The sequence below is a fragment of the Flavobacterium bizetiae genome (genome assembly GCF_902804475.1).
Lineage (GTDB): Bacteria > Bacteroidota > Bacteroidia > Flavobacteriales > Flavobacteriaceae > Flavobacterium > Flavobacterium bizetiae.
Genome location: NZ_CADCSU010000113.1, coordinates 1 through 20,461, shown reverse-complemented (window position 1 = coordinate 20,461; position 20,461 = coordinate 1). Strand labels below are relative to the sequence as shown.

Below are 20,461 nucleotides of genomic sequence, written 5' to 3'. Positions count from 1 at the left end.
TTAGATTAATTCCTTGCACTCTTTGCGGTAAAAATTAAATCTTATTGCACGGGCGGAGGGATTCGAACCCCCATCAACGGTTTTGGAGACCGCTATTCTACCCTTGAACTACGCCCGTAACTTGGTCGCAAATTAAGTGCTTTTTTTTCTTTCTCACCAACTATTTTATGCAAATTTAAAAAAGATTTAAGCTGACAAACGCTAACAATTCAGTAACACAATCATCCCCAAAGCTTTGCAGAACTTACATTTTTTTTATCAGAACGACAACTTTGCAAAATTAACCGCAAAGAATGCTAAGATTTCTAAAGCTATGGTTTAATAAAAACACAAAATTCGCAATCCCGATAGCTATTGAGATGTGTCGATATAGCTTTGCGAACTTTGTGCTTTATAAGTGTAAAGTAAAATTAAATCTTAAAACACTTATAATTAATCTGCCACGAATTCACGAATTATTCATCAGCAACAAACTCAAAACTTTGCGAAATTAACCGCAAAGGGCGCTAAGATTTTTAAAGTTATGGTTTAATAAAAACACAAAGTTCGCAAAGCTGTGTGTTGATAGCTTTGCGAACTTTGTGTTTTCTATGCGTAAAGTAAAATTAAATCTTAGCGCCCTTTGTGGTTAATCCTGTCCCAAATTCACGAATAAAACAAAAAAATCTTTTTAATCCGTGTAATCTGTGGCAAAAAAACCTTTGCGTCCTTTGCGGTTAATTCCGCCACGAACAAGATAAGCTTAAGCCAATAAAGCAGCTTTCAACCCCTCAAAATCAACAGAGATTTGTTCTCCTGAAACCAAATTTTTAAGCGAATATGAATTTGCTGCAATCTCCTGTTCTCCGGCAATTACTGCAAACGGAATCAAGCGTTTATCTGCGTACTGAAACTGTTTCCCCACTTTTACATTATCAGGATACAATTCTACTTTTATATTTTCTTGTCTTAATTTCTGAATAGCTTGCGACGCATATAAAGCCTCAGCATCTCCGTAATTGATAAACAATGCTTTTGATGTTGCAGCAACAGTTTCCGGGAATAATTGCAATTCTTCAAGAACCAAATAAATACGATCTAGACCGAAAGAAATTCCAACACCACTCATATTTTTCAAACCAAAAATACCAGTTAAGTCATCATATCTACCGCCGCCGCCAATAGAACCCATCGAAACAGTTTTTGGCGCCGCTACTTCAAAAATAGCTCCGGTATAATAGTTTAATCCACGAGCAAGCGTTACATCAAGATCTAAAGTTGCAGTTGCCAAACCTAAAGTTGCCACATTGTCACAAATAAATTTCAATTCCTCTACTCCTTTCATTCCTTCTTCAGATTCCGCTAATAAATCTGAAAGTTGACTGATTTTATCTGCAAACGTTCCTGAAAAGTTAAAAAGCGGCTGAACTTTCACCAAAGCCTCTTCAGCAATACCTTTTTCAATCATTTCTTTTTTCACACCATCTTCACCAATTTTATCCAGCTTATCAAGAGCCACCGTAAAATCGATCAATTTATCAGATGCGCCAATTACTTCGGCAATTCCCGATAATATTTTTCTGTTATTGATTTTAATCGTAACACCTTCTAAACCTAAAGACGTAAAAACAGTATCATACAATTGTACCAATTCTACTTCCTGCCACAATGATTTCGACCCTACAACATCAGCATCACATTGGTAAAACTCTCTGTAACGTCCTCTTTGCGGTCTGTCAGCTCTCCAAACTGGTTGAATTTGATATCTTTTAAAAGGAAACTCAATTTCGTTTTGGTGTTGTACCACATATCTCGCAAACGGAACGGTTAAATCGTAACGTAAAGCTTTCTCCGAAATTTTTCCTGTAAATTTATTCAGCTCAATTCTTTGATCAAGACTAATTGTTTCGGCCGAATTAACTTGCAGAGACTCCAAAGATTCCGGCAATTCAATTTTATTCTTATTGAAGAAAAAATTACCCGAATTCAATATTTTAAAAATCAAACGATCACCTTCTTCTCCATATTTACCCATTAAGGTATCTGAATTTTCAAACGAAGGAGTTTCAATCGGCTGAAAACCAAATTTTTCGAAATTATTTTTTATAGTCTGAATAATATATTGACGTTTTGACACCTCTGCTGGCGAAAAATCTCTTGTTCCTTGTGGTATGCTTGGTTTTGAAGCCATCTTTCTGATTTTAGATTTTTAGATTTTAGATTTTAGATTATTTTCTAATCTTACCTCATAAACTCTTTTACATTAATTATATTGGGATTTTAGATTTACTATTAATCACAAATCGACTGCAAATATCTTATTTTTTAAAATAAATAATGCCAGTTCGAAAACAAACTTGTAACAAAAAACGTATTTTCGTGACAAATTGGTCATGATGCTAAAATTATTTAAAGAAAATATCCGAATTGCTTTTGGTTCTATCAAAACACAATTATTGCGTACTATTCTTACCGTTTTAATTATCGCTATCGGGATTACCGCTTTGGTAGGAATCTTAACCGTGGTAACAGCACTTGAAAATACAATTTCGACCAATTTTGCTTCAATGGGAGCCAATACCTTCAACATTAACCAATACGAAAACAACCTTAAAAATCGAGGAAGTAACGAACGTGAAATCGTCAATCCTATTATTTCGTATCCTGAAGCCGTTGCTTTCAAAAACAAATACAAATATCCTTTTAGCGAAACTTCTTTATCCTTTACAGCCACCAAAACCGCCGAAGTTAAATATCTCGACAAAAAAACCGATCCGGAAATTACCATTTTGGGTGTCGACGAACATTTCATTTCCAACTCAGGTCTGGAAATAAGTTTGGGACGTAGTTTCAATCAATTTGACATCGACAACAATACGTATTCCTGCGTTGTAGGATCTGATTTTGAGAAAGGTTTATTAAAAGATGTCAACCCAATCGATAAAATAATTTCGATTCGTGGCGCACGTTTTAAAGTTATCGGAGTCTTAAAAGAAAAAGGATCAACTTTTGGTAATAGTCAGGATTTGCGCGTTTTAATTCCAATTCAGGTAGCGCGTTCCTTATTTACTGCACCCAATATCAATTATACCTTGAGCGTAATGGTGGGCAAAAAAGAGTTTCTTGACGAAGCTATCGACAATGCCACAAGCACAATGCGACGCGTACGAAAATTAAGTCCAACGCGCGATAATAATTTCGGAATTGGCCGAAGCGATGATTTAATTAACCGTATTCTGGGCATCACAAAATATTTAGGCTGGGCATCCTGGATCATTAGTGTTATCACTATTTTAGGATCTTCTATCGCCTTAATGAACATCATGATTGTTTCGGTTACAGAACGTACACGCGAAATAGGCGTTCGTAAAGCTTTGGGAGCAAAAAAAATTACAATTGCCGTACAATTTTTTATAGAAACTTTACTAATCGGACAAATCGGCGGATTAATTGGTATTATAATCGGAATCCTTTTAGGTTTTGCTATTGCAACCGCAATGAGTTTTGCATTCGTGATTCCGTGGGTCGCTATTTTTGCCGCTTTCGCAACCAGTTTTACCGTTGCCATTGTTTCAGGCTTATATCCCGCTATAAAAGCCTCAAAACTCGATCCTATCGAAGCTTTGCGCTACGAATAATTTTTTAGTTTTTAGTCGCAGTTTTCTACATTGAATAGTTGTAGCAGAAGTTAATCGATTCAAAAAGACCACTTGTCCCGCTATTCGTTACAATCTTTTATGCCGAACAACGGCATAAAAGGATTTTCACTGCTATCGGGGCTAGATTAGAAGTTTCGTTTTCAAGAACTTAATTATACCGTTTTAAAAACCTTCCCGAAAATCATTCTGTCATTATCGTAGATATCTTTTCGTAATTCGATGCTTTTAAAATTCATTTTTTCTAACAAATCTTTCATTTCATCACCAAGATACTGATTGATTTCAAAATACAATTGTCCGTCTTCCAACAGATTATTTTGTGCCAGCTCGGCTATCTTTCGATAAAAAATCAAAGCATCATTATCTTCTACAAAAAGCGCCAAATGCGGCTCATAATCCAGAACATTTTTTTTGATTTCTTCTTTCTCCAAATTACGCACATAAGGCGGATTCGAAACTATAATATCAAAATTACATTTCAGTTCTTCGGCATTTAAAACGTCCTGAAGAATAAAAGTAACATCTGTTTTATTATTTATGGCATTACGTTTCGCGGTTTCTATTGCTTTTTTAGAAACATCCATCGCATAAACCCGGGCATTCGGAATATTTTTTGCCAATGAAATTGCAATACAACCACTCCCGGTTCCTATATCAAGAATTTTGATTGTTTTAGATTTTTCAGCTTTTGAGTTTTCATTGATAATCCATTCTACCAATTCTTCTGTTTCTGGCCTCGGAATCAAAACATTTTCGTTGACCTCGAAATCCAAACCATAAAAATTAGTTTTCCCTAATAAATACTGAATCGGAACTTCTTTTTTTAATTGCGCTAATAATGAATCCCAAACAATAAAATCACTGTCTGAAAAAGTCAACTCATGATTTAACGCTAAATCAATCTGACGTAATTTATGTTTGTCTTCTAAAATTAAATAGAAAAAACTTTCCGCTTCGTAAGCATCGTAAAAAGGCGACAACTCTTTGATAAACTGAGTGCGGTATTGTTTAATTCTCATCTATATTTGAATTTATATTTAAGCGGTCTTTATTTTTACTTTTATATTCTGCTGCTACTAGCAGTCAAATTGTATTGCAATTTGAGAAACTTTTTTTACCGGTTCATTACTTTCAGCCTTCGAAGAAAGGAATAACATTACTCGTGTTTCTTCATAATCTCTGTTAGCACCAAAAATAAAATCCAGTTTTCCATCATTATCAATATCTCCGGCAAAAAGCAATTCAACAAAAGTATCATTGAAGGCTTCTACCTGCAAAAGCAATTTTTCTGAGCCATTGTTTGCTTTCAAATACAGTTTATAATTTTCTACTTTTTTATAGATTTCTTCTTTATTATCGTCTAAACTTCTTTTTTCAGTCGAAAGCACTTTTCCTTCAGCTCTAAAAACATAATCAGTATTATCGAATTTTAAAGTTAATTTTTCGCCTGGCCAGATTTTGTTTTTAGTCAATTTCAAAGCCTTTATTTTTCCTAATTTCAATTTCGGATCATCCATAAACAAAACCGATTTATTTTTAGAAACAATCGATCTTATAGAATCTCCAACACATTCGTCATATCCTTTTTCGATCGTAAAATCAGTTTTCCCTAAATAATAACTTCCATTTTCCTCAAATAAATCAACCCAGTCTTTATTTAAAGCATTAGTCGGATTCTTGCCCTGATCATCTCTGTAGCCATCTGGCAACAAAATTTCAAAATCATTTTTAAAGTCTTCCTCTACGACAACTTCATCGCTTGCAGCAGAGTCTTTAACAACCTCATTCTTAACAGAAGTTTGAGATCCTTGAGCTTTTACTAATTTATCGTCTTTACAGGAAAACAAAATCGAGAACACCAAAAACGGAAGTATTATTTTTTTCATAGTAAACTTATAAGTTTTTCAACATCCAGACTGGGCAAGAACTATGCCCTGTATTTCCTAAAGGAGCGTCTAAATATTCAAAACCTGATTTTTTATATAATTTTTGAGCCGCATGCATAAACGGCATTGTCTCGATATAACATTTTTCAAAACCAAAATCCTTTGCCTGATCTAAACATTTTTGCATCATTTTACTTCCAATTCCTAATCCACGGGTTTCAGGTAGGAAATACATTTTTTGCAATTCGCAAATTTCAGGATCTCCATTTTCAAGCGGTGCAATTCCAACACAACCTACAATTTTACCTTCATTTTCAACAACAAAATAAGCTGATTGCGGCTTATTATATTCTTCAAACATTAAATCTAAATACGGATCTTCATACGCCGTACCTACTTTCGGAATTTCCATTTCATCAAAAACCGATCGTATTAATTGAGCAACTGCCTGATTGTCTTCTTTTTTAATTGCCCTGATAATCCAATTTTCCATATTACTATATTCGTATAACCTATTACAAAAGTAAAAATACTTTTTTGATAGTTTCTTAACAATACCGTTAACTATCGAACTAAACAAAAATAACTACTTTTGTACCGTGAATATACATGAAAAATACATAAAACGCTGCATAAAGTTGGCAGAAAATGGCTTTGGAACTACATATCCTAATCCGATGGTGGGTAGCGTAATTGTTTACGAAAATAAAATCATTGGCGAAGGCTGGCACAAAAAAGCCGGAGAACCTCATGCTGAAGTAAATGCAATTCGATCTGTAAAAGACAAATCATTATTAAAAAAAGCTACTATTTATGTAAGCTTAGAACCTTGCAGTCATTTTGGCAAAACACCTCCGTGCTGCGATTTGATTATAGAACATCAAATCCCGAATGTAGTTGTTGGGACTGTTGACCCCAACGAAAGAGTGGCCGGAAATGGCATTAAAAAACTAATTGCTGCAGGAGCAAATGTAACTGTTGGAGTTTTAGAAAAAGAATGCAACGAACTCAATAAACGCTTTTTTACTTTTCATCAGCAAAAAAGACCTTATATTATATTAAAATGGGCCGAAACTCAGGACGGTTTTCTTTCTCCGGAAAAAGAGATTGATCAGGATCGAAAACCTGTATGGATTACCAATTCGTACTCAAGACAATTGGTTCATAAATGGCGCAGCGAAGAACAGGCTATTTTAGTGGGAACACAAACTGTTATCGATGATAATCCAAAATTAAACACCAGAGACTGGTCAGGAAATAATCCGGTAAGAGTTGTTTTAGATCAAAATAATCGCATCCCAAAAGATAGTTTTATTTTTGATAATAGCGTAAAAACCATAGTATTTACAAAATCTGAAACCAACCTTTCGGCAGAAAACACTAACTTTGAAGTAATTGATTTTAATCAAAATACAATACCGCAAATTCTGGCTGTTTTGCATCAAAACCAAATTCAGTCGATTATTATCGAAGGCGGATTGCAGACTTTACAATCTTTTATAGATCAGAATATTTGGGATGAAGCCAGGATTTTTATCGGAAAAACCACTTTTGAAAAAGGAACGAAAGCGCCTGTAATTCAAAAGAAAAATCCAGCAAAAACCTATATTCAGGGCGACGAATTATTAAACATTAGAAATCATGATTGATACTATAATTTTTGACTTTGGAGATATTTTTATCAATTTAGATAAACAAGGTACCATTTCAGGATTGCAGCAATTGGGCATGAAAGAATGGAGCGCCGAAATGGATCGTTTGAATCTTTTGTTCGAGACCGGAGATATATCGCATGATGATTTTGTTGCTGGTTTTCAAAAAGAATTACCCAACGCATCTATAGAAGAAATCTTAAAAGCATGGAATGCAGTTTTAGCAGATTTTCCCTTATACCGATTAGAATTTCTACAAATGCTTTCAAAAAAATACCGTTTGTTTTTATTGAGTAATACAGATTCTATTCATATCGCTACTTTCGAAAATAAAAGCGGAATCTCTTTTTACAGCGATTTCTATCAATGTTTCGAAAAAGTTTATTTTTCTTTTGAAATCGGAATGCGTAAACCAAACGCAGAAGTTTTTCAGTACTTAATCAACAAACACGAGCTTTCTCCAAAACGCACTTTGTTTGTAGACGACAAAAAAGAAAATACAGATGCTGCTGCCGCTTTAGGACTTCATGTCTGGAATTTACAAGTGGGACAGGAAGATGTAGTTGATTTATTTGAGAAAAAAATACTATAGCCCTTTTAAGGTTTGACCACAGATTACACAGATTAAAAATGATTTTTTTTCACGCAGATTCTGGTGATTTGAGCAGATTTAATTATAATCTGCGTATATCCGTTTAAATCTTTTTAAATCTGCGCGAAACATATAGTCACAGTAAAAAATTAAAAGGAAATAGAAAAAATCATTTTCAATCTTTTAATCTGTGGCAAAAAAATAAAATAATTTAGACATTTACTTTTGGAATACGACGATACTTATAAAACCATTGCTTTTGAATCTGAAGAAGTACTTTTTAAAGAAAAGGGCAGCAAATTCTTTGGATATGCTTTTCCTATAGAACACGAAGACGAAGTAAAACCCATCATCGAAACTTTAAAAAAACAACATCCGAACGCTGTTCATTATTGTTATGCGTACCAATTAGGCACAGCGCCAAAAATTTCGTATCGTGCCAATGATGATGGCGAACCAAATAATACAGCCGGAGCACCAATTTACGGACAAATACAATCTTTTGGCGTAACAAACGTTCTTGTAGTCGTAGTTCGAATTTTTGGAGGGATAAAATTAGGCGTTGGCGGATTAATCGCCGCTTATAAAACAACAGCCCAAATGACGCTCGAAGTTTGTGAGATTATCGAAAAAACAATTGATGTTTACTTTTTAATCTCTTTTGATTATAAAAACATGAACAAAGTAATGCGGGTTATTAAAGAAAAAAAGTTGGAAATAACGTCTCAGGAAATGGAAATTGACGAAGATTCAGGTCTTCCAATTGGCAAAATCAAAACAAAAACGCGCAAAAAAAATGCCGAATCAGTATTCGACATTTTTGATTTAATGTTTGAAATCGATATTAAAATTATATAAATTAATACAAAAACCCATCTCATTTTAACAATTATTCAAGCGTTTTAAATAATTCTAAAATATAATCCGGAGGGGCAGTTGGACGACCCGATTTTAACGAAATAAATACTAAAATAAATACGGCAGTTGTTAATAACTCATTCGCCTCATTATAAATCTCGCAGTCAAATTCAATCTTCACTGACGATTGACTTTTGAAAGTAGTATGAATTGTAAGAAGCTCATCATAGCGTGCTGATTTTTTATAATTTATTTGCATCGAAACAATAGGTAAACCGATCCCGCTTTCTTCCATACTTTTATACGAAATCCCTTTGTTTCTAAGCCATTCCACGCGTCCAATCTCAAAATAAGGAACATAATTTCCGTGATAAACGACTCCCATTTGATCGGTTTCTGAGTAACGAACACGCACTTGCGTTTGATGATTTTTCATTATTTATATATTAAAAAAAATTAAATTCCAAAAGTTCACTTACAACTTTTTTTTATAAAATTAGAGGCCAAAATATTTTTTTTTACAGAAATTTGTTCACATATTTGTTATCCCGAAATACGGAATAAAATTGCTCCTTTTTTATTAGGAGAATCTTTATCAATAATAAAAAAATTTATCTGAATCTATGACTAAAACTGCTCAATCGGTATGGGAAAACTGTTTGTCCTTTATAAAAGACAATATTCAAGATCAAGCATATAAAACTTGGTTCGAACCAATCAAATCAGTTGAGCTAACCGACAACGCGTTATATATTCAAGTACCAAGTAAATTTTTCTACGAATGGTTAGAAGAACACTACGTAAAATTATTGAAAGTTGCGCTTACCAAAGAACTGGGAAAAAACGCAAAGTTACTCTATAAAATTAAAATGGAGAACACTTATGGAAATAAACAGCCTTTTACCGAGCAGCTGCCTAGTTCCAACAGAGTGCCAATGAAACCGCAAGAGGTTGATGCTCCGTTTAAAAACTTAAATCCTGAACTTAAAAATCCGTTTGTAATTCCGGGGATCAGAAATTTAAAAATTGAGTCACAGTTAAATCCTAATTATAGTTTTGATAATTTCCTTGAAGGAGATTCTAACCGTTTAGCTCGTTCTGCTGGTATGGCAGTTGCCAACAAACCAGGAGGAACGTCATTTAATCCGTTATTGATTTTTGGTGGAGTTGGATTAGGAAAAACACACTTAGCGCATGCTATAGGTGTAGAAGTAAAAGATAAATATCCTGAAAAGACGGTTTTATATATTTCTGCCGAGATTTTCACACAACAATATATTGATTCGGTAAAAAAGAATAATCGTAACGATTTCATTCACTTTTACCAATTAATCGACGTTTTGATTATTGATGATGTTCAGTTTTTATCTGGAAAATCAGGAACTCAGGACGTATTTTTCCACATTTTTAACTACTTGCACCAAAACGGAAAGCAGGTAATTTTGACTTCAGACAAAGCTCCTGTTGATATGCAGGATATCGAGCAACGTTTGTTATCTCGTTTTAAATGGGGATTATCTGCTGAATTACATCAGCCAGATTACGAAACCAGAATTTCGATCTTAAAAAATATCCTATATCGTGATGGTGTTGAAATGCCGGAAGATATTATTGAATACGTTGCCCGTAACATTAAATCTAATGTTAGAGAACTTGAAGGTGCTATTATTTCGTTAATCGCCCAATCTTCTTTCAACAAAAAAGAAGTTACAATTGAGTTAGCGAAAAGCGTTGTAGAGAAATTTGTTAAAAACGTTAAGAGAGAAATCTCTATCGATTATATTCAAAAAATTGTATCGGATTACTTTCAGTTGGACATTGAAACACTTCAATCTAAAACCAGAAAGAGGCACGTTGTACAAGCGAGACAGTTGGCTATGTTTTTTGCAAAGAAATTTACCAAAGCTTCTTTGGCGAACATTGGTTCACAAATTGGAGATCGCGATCACGCTACCGTATTACACGCTTGTAAAACCGTTGACAATTTAGTTTCTACAGACAAACAATTCAAGAAATTTGTCGAAGACATCAACAAAAAATTAACGCTATAAACGCGAATCATGCCAGTAAAAATTTTAATGGTTTGCTTGGGAAATATTTGCAGATCACCTTTAGCCGAAGGTATTTTAGCATCAAAATTACCTAAAAACTTTATTGTTGATTCTGCAGGAACCGGATCATGGCACGTAGGTCATTCGCCGGATAAACGTTCTATTGCTGTCGCCAAAAAAAATGGCCTATGCATTGACCAGCAAAAAGGCAGACAATTTAAAACCGCTGATTTTGACGAATTTGATTACATCTACGTTATGGATAGTTCAAATTACAGAGATGTCATTCAGCTAGCCAAAACTCCTGAACATAAAAACAAAGTACATCTTATTTTAAACGAATTATTTCCGGACGAAAATGTAGATGTTCCAGATCCTTATTACGGAGCCGTTAATGGTTTCGACAACGTTTATCAAATGCTAGACGAAGTTGCCGAAATAATTGCCACAAAACTTATCGAAAAACATTCATAATTTTAATGTATTTTAATTACTTAACTGCTAATTGAAGTACATTTTTCTTTTAATTCTAAATCATCACAAATGAAACTTCTAGGAAAATTATATTTAATTCCAACCACAATGGGCGAAAGCGATCCGATGGATGTTTTGCCACAAACCGTAAAAAGAAGTATCGATTTTATAGATCATTATATTGTTGAAAACGAAAAAACAGCGAGAAAATCGATAAAAGCAGTTTCTCCTGAGAAAAAACAATCAGAACTAATCCTTTTCACTCTTAATAAACGTACCGAACCAAGCGAGCATTTAGACTTCATCAAACCTTTATTAGAAGGAAAAAATGTAGGCTTAATGAGCGAAGCAGGTTGCCCGGGCGTTGCTGATCCTGGTGCCGTAATTGTAAAATTAGCACACGAAAAAGGAATTCAGGTTGTACCATTGGTTGGCCCTTCTTCTATTTTATTAGCAATGATGGCATCTGGAATGAACGGACAAAGTTTTACCTTCAACGGATATTTGCCAATTGATAAAGACGAGAAAAAATCGGCATTAAAACATTTTGAGAAATTGTCTCAGGATAAAAATCAATCTCAGATTTTTATAGAAACACCTTATAGAAACAATAAATTGGTTGAAGATATTTTGCAAATCGTAAATCCTTCGACTCACCTTTGTATTGCAACTGATATTACTTTACCAACAGAATTCATTAAAACCATGCGTGTTGCAGATTGGAAAAAATTAAAAGTTGATTTACATAACAGACCAACGATTTTTATTATTCATAAAATGTAAACTAACTTTAAGACCATCATAATGAAAAAGTTTCTAATTCTGATTTTGATTTGCTCTGTACAAAATATATTTTCTCAAGCTAAAACAAATAATAAAGTTAGTTCTATTGATGAAGATGAACGTCAATATAAAACACTTGCAGATTTCCCTCCTGTTCCAATTTATCCCGAAGACGAGAATCAAGTCTACAATACAGCAGGCATGGAAGTTAAACCTGTATTTCCAGGAGGCCTTGACCAACTATATAAATTTATTTCTGAAAATTATAAGAAACCAAAAGAAAATCCTGAATTAAAAGGAAAAGTGTTTGTTACATTTATAATCGAAAAAAACGGATCTTTAACCGACATAAAAATCCTTAGAGACTTAGGGTTTGGTACCGGAGCCGAAGCTATTCGTGTATTAAATTTTTCTCCTAAATGGATTCCTGGTAAACAAAACAATAAAGAAGTGAGAACTTTATATTCATTACCAATAACTATAAATTAATTTTTTAATTTATTTTCCTTTTGACTCACAAGTTTTCCCTAATCAAACTTTATCATGAGTAAACTTCCAAACGTAACTACCAGTATATTTACAGTAATGTCAAAAATGGCAGCTGAATATAATGCGATAAATCTTTCACAAGGATTTCCGAACTTTCCTGTAGACGAAAGATTAACTGATATTATTGCGAGATTATCCAAAGAAAACGTACACCAATATACACCAATGGCAGGTTTCCCTCCATTAATGAATCAGATTGCAAAACTGGTTCAGAGTTCGTACAACAGAACTATTGTTCCCGAAACAGAAATTTTGGTTACGGCTGGCGCAACGCAAGGAATTTTCACTACGATTTTAGCTTTGATAAAAACCGGCGACGAAGTAGTTATTCTGGATCCTAGCTATGATTCTTATGAATCTCCCGTTTTATTGTGCAATGCAAAACCCGTTCGCGTAGCATTAAACGATGATTATACTCCAAATTGGGAAACGATTGAAAAAGCATGTTCCTCAAAAACTAAGATGATCATCATAAACAATCCGCATAATCCAACGGGGAAAATTTTAACGGAAGCTGATTTTCTTCAATTAGAAAAATTACTTTCTAAATTTCCTGACATTCTTGTTTTATCAGATGAAGTCTATGAATATATTACTTTCGAAGAAAAACATATTTCGGCTCATACCAAAGATTTCCTTTTAAACCGTTGCATAATGGTTTCTTCTTTCGGAAAATCTTTTCATATTACAGGCTGGAAAATTGGTTATACCGTTGCTCCCGAATATTTGATGAAAGAAATTAAAAAAGTACATCAGTTTCTGGTTTTCAGCGTTAACAGTATTTCTCAAGCTGCCATAAGCGAATATTTAGATGTTGTAGATGTCAATCTTTTAGGGAAATTCTATCAGGAAAAACGAGATTATTTCCAAAAATTGCTTCAAAATAGCCGTTTTGAACTAAAACCTTGCGAAGGAACTTATTTTCAGGTTGCATCCTATGCTAATATTTCGAACGATGACGATGTTACTTTTTGCAAAAAACTAATCACCGATCATGGCGTTGCAGCTATCCCCATTTCTACTTTTTATTCAGATCATAAAGACCAAAAATTAATACGTTTTTGCTTCGCCAAAGATGATTTTACATTAGAATCTGCAGCAAAAAAATTATGTAATATATAAAGTTTATTAAAATTTTATAACATTATTATGCGTGCATCCTATTTATTTAATTAATATTGTAATAAAAAGAAAAATAATATGAGCTATACAGATAAAATGTTAAGAGATGACGCTTTAAAAGGTAAAGTCATAGTAGTAACAGGCGGCGGAAGCGGTTTAGGAAAAGCAATGACCAAATATTTCTTAGAATTAGGCGCTCAGGTAGCGATTACTTCAAGAGATTTAGACAAGCTAAAAAATACTGCCACAGAACTTGAAACCGAAACCGGAGGACAATGTTTGCCACTTCAATGTGATGTTCGCCATTACGAAGAAGTAGAAAATATGCTTCAGGAAGTTTTAAAAACTTTCGGAAAAGTAGATGTTCTTTTAAACAATGCTGCCGGAAATTTCATTTCTCCAACCGAACGTTTATCTGCAAATGCATTTGACACTGTTATAGATATCGTATTAAAAGGCTCTAAAAACTGTACACTGGCTTTTGGAAAACACTGGATCGACACCAAACAAACATCGGCTACCATATTAAATATCGTAACCACTTATGCCTGGACAGGATCAGCTTATGTAGTACCAAGTGCTACCGCAAAAGCAGGAGTTTTGGCCATGACTAGAAGTTTAGCGGTAGAATGGGCAAAATACGGAATTCGCTCTAATGCGATCGCTCCGGGACCATTCCCTACAAAAGGTGCCTGGGACAGATTATTACCGGGAGATCTTGCAGAAAAATTTGATATGGCGAAAAAAGTTCCGTTGAAACGCGTAGGCGATCATCAGGAATTGGCCAATTTAGCCGCTTATTTAGTATCTGATTTTTCAGCTTATGTAAACGGAGACGTTATCACAATAGACGGTGGCGAATGGCTAAAAGGCGCAGGACAATTTAATTTACTTGAAGCAATTCCGGAAGAACTTTGGGATCAGCTTGAAATGATGATAAAAGCAAAAAAGAATAAATAATTTTACGTGCTTACTAAATTCAGAATATTTTATTAAAACTATACTGATTGCACCAAATCCCGAAGGTTTTTACTTTCGGGATTTTTTTTATGTTTTTCGCTATATAAGTGATATAAGTTCAATGAAGTAATAAATTGTTTAAATATATGTTTGCTTAAATTTACTTATTTCACTTATATGGTTTAATTCGTTAATATATTTAAACAATTCACTTAAATTATTATTTTTGCCAAACAAAATATCAAACAAAAAATATATGCTCATTATTGGAATTGCAGGAGGAACAGGAAGTGGAAAAACAACAGTAGTACACCAAATTATGAACGAATTACCAGACACTGAAGTTGGCGTAATTTCTCAGGATTCCTACTATAAGGAAACCCATAATTTGTCGTTCGACGAAAGAGCATTAATCAATTTTGATCATCCTCGTGCGATCGATTTTGAATTATTGGTAAAACACCTAAAAGCCTTAAAAGAAGGCGAAACCATCGATCAGCCGGTATATTCATTCATACAACATAACAGAACCGACGATACTGTATCTACACATCCTCGTAAAGTAATGATTGTTGAAGGAATTTTAATCCTGACAAATCCTGAGCTTCGTGATCTTTTTGATGTTAAAGTTTTCGTTCATGCAGATTCTGACGAAAGATTAATTCGTCGTTTGAAACGTGATATTTCAGAACGCGGACGTGATATCGACGAGGTTTTAACCCGTTACCAAAACACTTTAAAACCTATGCACGAGCAATTTATCGAACCATCAAAAGCTTTTGCAGACATCATTATCCCTAACGATAAATACAATACGGTAGCTATCGATGTAGTTCGCGCTGTAATTAATCAACGAATTTCATAATTTTTATCGTAAATTTATTCCATAAAAATTAGGAGCTATTTCCCGCTATTCGTTTCAATCTTTTGTGCCGAACCCCGGCACAAAAGGATTTTCACTACTATCGGGGCTAGAACACCAATCGAATTTATAAGAAGTAATCAGTTAAAGAGAAAATGAAACTAAAAAATCCATATAAAGACAAGCGCTGGTTCAAATTAATGAGCAACAAATATGTCTGGGTTTTACTCTTTTTCGTAGTCTGGATGCTATTTTTAGACAATTACTCTTATTTTGACCATCGTTTTCTCGACGGCCAGATTAACGAATTACAAGACAATAAAAAATACTATCAGGACGAAATAAAAAAAGATCAGGAACAGATCAAACAACTTAAAAATCCTGAACAAATAGAAAAATATGCCCGCGAAAAGTATTTCATGAAAAAAGACAGCGAAGATATTTATATCATTCAATTTGAAGGAGATACTATTCAAGACACAAAAGAATAATCAGAAAAAGTACACAAACCCAATGGCTACTACCCTATTCGACGATTTTAATCCGATTTCATCCAAACAATGGAAACAAAAAATTCAGTTTGAATTAGACGGAGCTGATTATAACCAAACCGTAATCTGGAATTCTCCGGAAGACATTCAGGTAAAACCCTTTTATCATATCGACGAATTTTCTAAAGCTGCTTCGGTTAAAACCCAGGCATCTAATTTTAAAATTTGTCAGAACATCTTTGTATACGATATCGAAAAATCGATTCAAAGAGCCTTGAACACTATCGAAAGAGGTGCTGAAAGTTTGCGTTTTACCATCGAAAACGAAAAAATAGATATTCAAAAATTACTAGAAACTCTTCCTTTAGAAAACAGAACCGTTTACTTTAATTTGAATTTTATTTCAATCGATTTCGTAAAAATATTAGACACTATTTCGATTCAGAAAAAAGCTGTTTTTTATTGCAATATAGACCCAATTGGTCATTTTGCAAGAGAAGGAAACTGGTTTACAACATCTGATAAAAATAATTTCGAAACGATCGAAAAAATAGCAAAAGCAACGACCAATCTTTCTTTAATAAGTATCGATTCAGGTTTGTATCAAAATGCAGGCGCTAACCTTACCCAACAAATTGCGTATAGTTTAGCACACGCAAACGAATATTTAAATCGTTTACCGAGTATTACACAACCATTTGTTTTTCAAATATCAGTAGGAACCAATTATTTTTTTGAAATTGCAAAACTTCGTGCTTTGCGAATGCTTTTCAAATTAATTGCTTCAGAATACAATCCTGATCTAGAATGTCATTTTTTGGTTACGCCAACCAAACGCAATAAAACTATTTACGATTACAACGTAAATATGCTTCGTACAACAACCGAATGTATGTCGGCAATTTTGGGCGGTGCTGATGCTGTCGCCAATTTACCTTATGATTCTTTGTACCATAAAGACAATGAATTTGGTGACCGAATTGCCCGCAACCAATTATTAGTTTTAAAGCACGAAAGTTACTTTGATAAAGTAAACAATCCAGCCGATGGAAGTTATTATATCGAAAGTTTAACCATGCAATTGGCAGAGAAAAGTTTGGCTTTATTCAAAGATATTGAAGCCAGTGGAGGTTTTCTTAAACTTTTGAACGACGGAACTATCAAAAAGAAAATTCAGGAAAGTGCCGCGAAAGAACAGGAATTATTCGATTCTAAAAAAGAAGTTTTATTAGGAACGAATAAATACCCTAACAAAGACGACAAAATGAAACACGATCTTGAATTATTCCCTTTTGTAAAAATAAAACCAAGAAAAACATTAATTACACCTATAATCGAAAAAAGATTAGCCGAAAAACTGGAACAAGAACGATTAGAACTTGAATAATCATTTTTCAAAGTAATTAATAAACTACTCAAAAGAGTATTTCTATGATAAGAAAAGACCTTAAACATATTAAGTTAGAAGTTAAAAGTGATAAGTCAGATGAACTTAAACAAAGCTCTGAACCTAAAACTGAGAACTTTTTTACTGCAGAAGGAATCGAGCTCAAAGAGACTTATTCTGAAAAAGATATCGAAGATTTAGAGTTTCTTGATTTTGGAGCAGGTTTTGCGCCTAATTTACGTGGACCTTACGCTACAATGTACGTAAGACGTCCGTGGACGATTCGCCAGTATGCAGGATTTTCTACCGCAGAAGAAAGCAATGCTTTTTACAGAAGAAATCTTGCCGCAGGACAAAAAGGACTTTCTATTGCTTTTGACTTGCCTACGCATCGCGGTTACGACTCAGATCATGAAAGAGTAGTTGGCGATGTTGGTAAAGCGGGTGTTGCAATAGATTCTGTCGAAGATATGAAAGTTTTGTTTGATCAGATTCCTTTAGACGAAATGTCAGTTTCGATGACGATGAACGGAGCTGTTCTGCCTATTATGGCCTTTTATATCGTTGCAGCTGAAGAACAAGGCGTAGCAATCGAGAAATTATCCGGAACGATCCAGAATGACATTCTAAAAGAATTCATGGTTCGTAATACTTATATCTATCCGCCAACGCCTTCGATGAAAATCATTGCAGATATTTTTGAATTTACGAGCAAGAAAATGCCCAAATTCAATTCGATCTCTATTTCAGGATATCACATGCAGGAAGCCGGAGCAACAGCCGATATTGAATTGGCTTATACACTTGCCGATGGTTTAGAATATATTCGAACCGGACTTTCTACGGGAATGACAATCGATGAGTTCGCTCCTCGCCTTTCGTTCTTTTGGGCCATTGGTATGAATCACTTTATGGAGATTGCTAAAATGCGTGCAGGTCGAATGATCTGGGCAAAATTAGTACAGCAATTTAATCCTAAAAGTGATAAATCGTTAGCCTTAAGAACGCATTGCCAAACCAGCGGATGGAGTTTAACAGAACAAGATCCTTTTAATAATGTAGCCAGAACTTGCATTGAAGCTACAGCGGCAGCTTTTGGAGGAACGCAATCTTTGCATACCAATGCTTTAGACGAAGCTATTGCATTACCAACAGACTTTTCGGCCAGGATTGCCCGCAATACACAGATTTTTTTACAGGAAGAAACTAAAATTACTAAAACAGTTGATCCTTGGGGAGGAAGTTATTATGTTGAAAGCCTGACAAATGAAATCCTGAAAAGCACCTGGAAACTTATTGAGGAAGTAGAAGAATTAGGGGGAATGACAAAAGCCATCGAAGCGGGAATTCCGAAATTAAGAATTGAAGAAGCAGCTGCCAGAAAGCAAGCAAGAATCGACAGTGGACAAGATATTATTGTAGGCGTAAACCAATATCGCTTAGAAAAAGAAGATCCTTTGCACATTTTGGATGTCGACAACCAAATGGTTCGCAAACAACAAGTAGAAAGACTTGAAGAAATAAAAGCAACAAGAGATACTGACAAAGTAAATCAATCACTCGAAAAATTAATACTTTGCGCCAAAACCGGACAAGGAAACTTACTGGAAATTGCTATAGAAGCCGCTCGATACAGAGCAACATTAGGCGAAATTAGCGATGCTCTCGAAAGTGTTTTTGGCAGATTCAAAGCGCAAATTAAATCCTTTAGCGGTGTGTATAGTGCAGCAATAAAAAACGACGAAAATTTTGAAAAGGCAAAACAATTAGCAGATGCCTTTGCCAAACAAGAAGGTAGACGTCCCAGAATTATGATTGCCAAAATGGGACAGGACGGACATGATCGTGGCGCAAAAGTTGTCGCTACAGGTTATGCCGATGTAGGCTTTGATGTAGATATAGGTCCACTTTTTCAAACTCCGGCCGAAGCTGCCAAACAAGCAGTTGAAAATGACGTACACATTCTGGGTGTTTCATCATTGGCCGCTGGACATAAAACCTTAGTTCCTCAGGTTATCGAAGAGCTAAAAAAACACGGACGTGAAGATATAATGGTTATTGTAGGCGGAGTAATTCCGGCGCAAGACTATCAATTTCTATTTGATGCCGGAGCTGTTGCCGTTTTTGGACCAGGAACTAAAATCAGCGAAGCGGCCATTAAAATCTTAGAAATCTTAATTGACTAAATAGCAAAAAAAAATCCCGAATTACTCGGGATTTTTTTTTGCTTATGCTTATTCTAAATTTGATCGTGTATTGTAGCATCGCTATCAGCTTCAATACGAGAAAGATCATAACCTCCAAAAGCTTTCATATAACTTTTTAATGAAGTACCGTAAGCATCTTTAAAATGCCTGTTTCCTCTATTTTTAAAAAAGTTTTTTACTGAACCTGCTCCTCCAAGGTGTGCGGCTGCTAAAATACCTGATTCGGTAATTGCAATACCATTGATAATCTTTCCTTCATACTTTTCGATTTCATTACGTAAAATCCATTTGTTTTTGGATAGTAATGCAAGGAATGCTTTTTCTTGTAATGCAGGATCTTTTAAGAAGGCTTTGTCATTTTGGACACCAACAGCTCTTAAAGCTTTAGAACCAAATTGGTATTTACCCATATAACCTAACGAATTTACCAATCGGTATTTTCCTTGAGATTCTTTAAAGGCAACCGCCTCTTTAAAACTTATAAGGCGTTTTTCTGTAAATAGAACATTTACCTTTTTTACTTCAGGATAATCATCCTCTTCTTGCGATGGAAACAAGTACTCAGAGCCATCTGTTTTTTCTATTAGAAACCACGGTTTGGTTTCCATATTAAAGGGTTTAAAACCCAAACTTAAAAATGTAATAATAACGATCAAACTCGCATAAAAATACCACTTCTTTATCATAAATTGTTTTTCTTCAAATCGCTGTCACCCCATTGAAATTTCTACGGTGCAAAGATAAGAAATACAAAACAACCCTGTAAATCAATACTTTACAGATTTTTTAAAATAGTAAGATCGACTCTAATCCCTTTATTGATGCAGATTAAGGGAAGAAAACCAATATTCAAATTTCGCTTTAAAACGACCAAATTATAATTCTAAAAAATGCAATTTTTATCAAATTTTTATCAAATTAGTTAAAATAGCAGGATTAACTTACTGAA

At 34.3% G+C, this 20,461-nt stretch carries 20 protein-coding genes and 1 tRNA gene; 14 read left to right on the top strand and 7 right to left on the bottom strand.

The genetic code is table 11. The annotated features are described in order from the left end of the window. Positions 1-47: 47 nt before the first annotated feature. Both FLACOL7796_RS15800 and hisS read right to left on the bottom strand, forming a co-directional pair. Positions 48-118: transfer RNA gene (locus tag FLACOL7796_RS15800), tRNA-Trp, on the bottom strand. A gap of 624 nt (positions 119-742) precedes the next feature. Beyond that, the gene (hisS, locus tag FLACOL7796_RS15795; protein WP_173971699.1) at positions 743-2,170 is read right to left on the bottom strand and encodes a histidine--tRNA ligase; all 1,428 of its coding nucleotides are present in this window, start codon (positions 2,168-2,170) and stop codon (positions 743-745) included. A gap of 202 nt (positions 2,171-2,372) precedes the next feature. On the opposite strand from hisS, the gene FLACOL7796_RS15790 reads away from it, so the two are divergent. Continuing rightward, positions 2,373-3,617, top strand: a complete 1,245-nt coding sequence (locus FLACOL7796_RS15790; RefSeq protein ID WP_173971698.1) for an ABC transporter permease — start codon at positions 2,373-2,375, stop codon at positions 3,615-3,617. Between the two features lie 173 nt (positions 3,618-3,790). On the opposite strand, the gene prmC is transcribed toward FLACOL7796_RS15790, so the two are convergent. Genes prmC through FLACOL7796_RS15775 form a run of 3 tightly spaced genes read right to left on the bottom strand, consistent with a single transcriptional unit; the run spans position 3,791 to position 6,017 of the window. Next, positions 3,791-4,657, bottom strand: coding sequence for a peptide chain release factor N(5)-glutamine methyltransferase (gene prmC, locus FLACOL7796_RS15785; protein WP_173971697.1), 867 nt, complete (start codon positions 4,655-4,657; stop codon positions 3,791-3,793). A gap of 57 nt (positions 4,658-4,714) precedes the next feature. Then, complete coding sequence (locus FLACOL7796_RS15780; protein WP_173971696.1) at positions 4,715-5,524, bottom strand: hypothetical protein; 810 nt, start codon at positions 5,522-5,524, stop codon at positions 4,715-4,717. Between the two features lie 7 nt (positions 5,525-5,531). Then, a complete protein-coding gene (locus tag FLACOL7796_RS15775) occupies positions 5,532-6,017 on the bottom strand; it encodes a GNAT family N-acetyltransferase (RefSeq protein WP_173971695.1) in 486 nt (161 codons plus the stop codon). Between the two features lie 106 nt (positions 6,018-6,123). Here FLACOL7796_RS15775 and ribD point away from each other — a divergent pair, with 106 nt between their 5' ends. The 3 genes from ribD to FLACOL7796_RS15760 all read left to right on the top strand — a co-directional run bounded on the left by ribD (position 6,124) and on the right by FLACOL7796_RS15760 (position 8,626). Continuing rightward, the gene (gene ribD / locus FLACOL7796_RS15770; protein WP_173971694.1) at positions 6,124-7,173 is read left to right on the top strand and encodes a bifunctional diaminohydroxyphosphoribosylaminopyrimidine deaminase/5-amino-6-(5-phosphoribosylamino)uracil reductase RibD; all 1,050 of its coding nucleotides are present in this window, start codon (positions 6,124-6,126) and stop codon (positions 7,171-7,173) included. Continuing rightward, a complete protein-coding gene (locus FLACOL7796_RS15765; protein WP_173971693.1) occupies positions 7,166-7,768 on the top strand; it encodes an HAD family hydrolase in 603 nt (200 codons plus the stop codon). Before ribD ends, FLACOL7796_RS15765 begins: the two co-directional genes overlap by 8 nt. Before the next feature lie 225 nt (positions 7,769-7,993). Beyond that, positions 7,994-8,626 (top strand): IMPACT family protein, encoded by a 633-nt coding sequence (locus FLACOL7796_RS15760; protein WP_173971692.1) that lies wholly within the window; start codon positions 7,994-7,996, stop codon positions 8,624-8,626. Positions 8,627-8,657: 31 nt separating this feature from the next. On the opposite strand, the gene FLACOL7796_RS15755 is transcribed toward FLACOL7796_RS15760, so the two are convergent. Further along, positions 8,658-9,062, bottom strand: a complete 405-nt coding sequence (locus tag FLACOL7796_RS15755) for an acyl-CoA thioesterase (RefSeq protein ID WP_173971691.1) — start codon at positions 9,060-9,062, stop codon at positions 8,658-8,660. A 187-nt stretch (positions 9,063-9,249) separates the two neighbouring features. On the opposite strand from FLACOL7796_RS15755, the gene dnaA reads away from it, so the two are divergent. From dnaA to scpA, 10 genes are all read left to right on the top strand, one after another. Continuing rightward, complete coding sequence (gene dnaA / locus FLACOL7796_RS15750; protein WP_065451227.1) at positions 9,250-10,677, top strand: chromosomal replication initiator protein DnaA; 1,428 nt, start codon at positions 9,250-9,252, stop codon at positions 10,675-10,677. Between the two features lie 9 nt (positions 10,678-10,686). Further along, positions 10,687-11,151, top strand: a complete 465-nt coding sequence (locus FLACOL7796_RS15745; RefSeq protein ID WP_173971690.1) for a low molecular weight protein-tyrosine-phosphatase — start codon at positions 10,687-10,689, stop codon at positions 11,149-11,151. Between the two features lie 69 nt (positions 11,152-11,220). Next, a complete protein-coding gene (locus FLACOL7796_RS15740) occupies positions 11,221-11,934 on the top strand; it encodes an SAM-dependent methyltransferase (RefSeq protein ID WP_065451225.1) in 714 nt (237 codons plus the stop codon). A gap of 21 nt (positions 11,935-11,955) precedes the next feature. Beyond that, positions 11,956-12,423 (top strand): energy transducer TonB, encoded by a 468-nt coding sequence (locus tag FLACOL7796_RS15735; RefSeq protein ID WP_173971689.1) that lies wholly within the window; start codon positions 11,956-11,958, stop codon positions 12,421-12,423. 54 nt (positions 12,424-12,477) lie between these two features. Beyond that, positions 12,478-13,605 (top strand): methionine aminotransferase, encoded by a 1,128-nt coding sequence (locus tag FLACOL7796_RS15730; RefSeq protein ID WP_173971688.1) that lies wholly within the window; start codon positions 12,478-12,480, stop codon positions 13,603-13,605. 78 nt (positions 13,606-13,683) lie between these two features. Continuing rightward, positions 13,684-14,565 (top strand): SDR family oxidoreductase, encoded by an 882-nt coding sequence (locus tag FLACOL7796_RS15725; protein WP_173971687.1) that lies wholly within the window; start codon positions 13,684-13,686, stop codon positions 14,563-14,565. Positions 14,566-14,821: 256 nt separating this feature from the next. Further along, complete coding sequence (gene udk, locus FLACOL7796_RS15720; protein WP_065451221.1) at positions 14,822-15,430, top strand: uridine kinase; 609 nt, start codon at positions 14,822-14,824, stop codon at positions 15,428-15,430. 152 nt (positions 15,431-15,582) lie between these two features. Continuing rightward, positions 15,583-15,918, top strand: coding sequence for an FtsB family cell division protein (locus tag FLACOL7796_RS15715; RefSeq protein ID WP_055095440.1), 336 nt, complete (start codon positions 15,583-15,585; stop codon positions 15,916-15,918). 22 nt (positions 15,919-15,940) lie between these two features. Next, the gene (locus FLACOL7796_RS15710) at positions 15,941-17,305 is read left to right on the top strand and encodes a methylmalonyl-CoA mutase subunit beta (RefSeq protein ID WP_173971686.1); all 1,365 of its coding nucleotides are present in this window, start codon (positions 15,941-15,943) and stop codon (positions 17,303-17,305) included. 44 nt (positions 17,306-17,349) lie between these two features. Then, a complete protein-coding gene (scpA, locus tag FLACOL7796_RS15705) occupies positions 17,350-19,491 on the top strand; it encodes a methylmalonyl-CoA mutase (RefSeq protein ID WP_173971685.1) in 2,142 nt (713 codons plus the stop codon). A 53-nt stretch (positions 19,492-19,544) separates the two neighbouring features. Here scpA and FLACOL7796_RS15700 read toward each other — a convergent pair whose 3' ends face one another. After that, positions 19,545-20,198: a peptidoglycan-binding protein LysM gene (locus FLACOL7796_RS15700; protein WP_173971684.1), complete on the bottom strand. Its 654-nt coding sequence runs from the start codon at positions 20,196-20,198 to the stop codon at positions 19,545-19,547. Between the last annotated feature and the right edge of the window lie 263 nt (positions 20,199-20,461).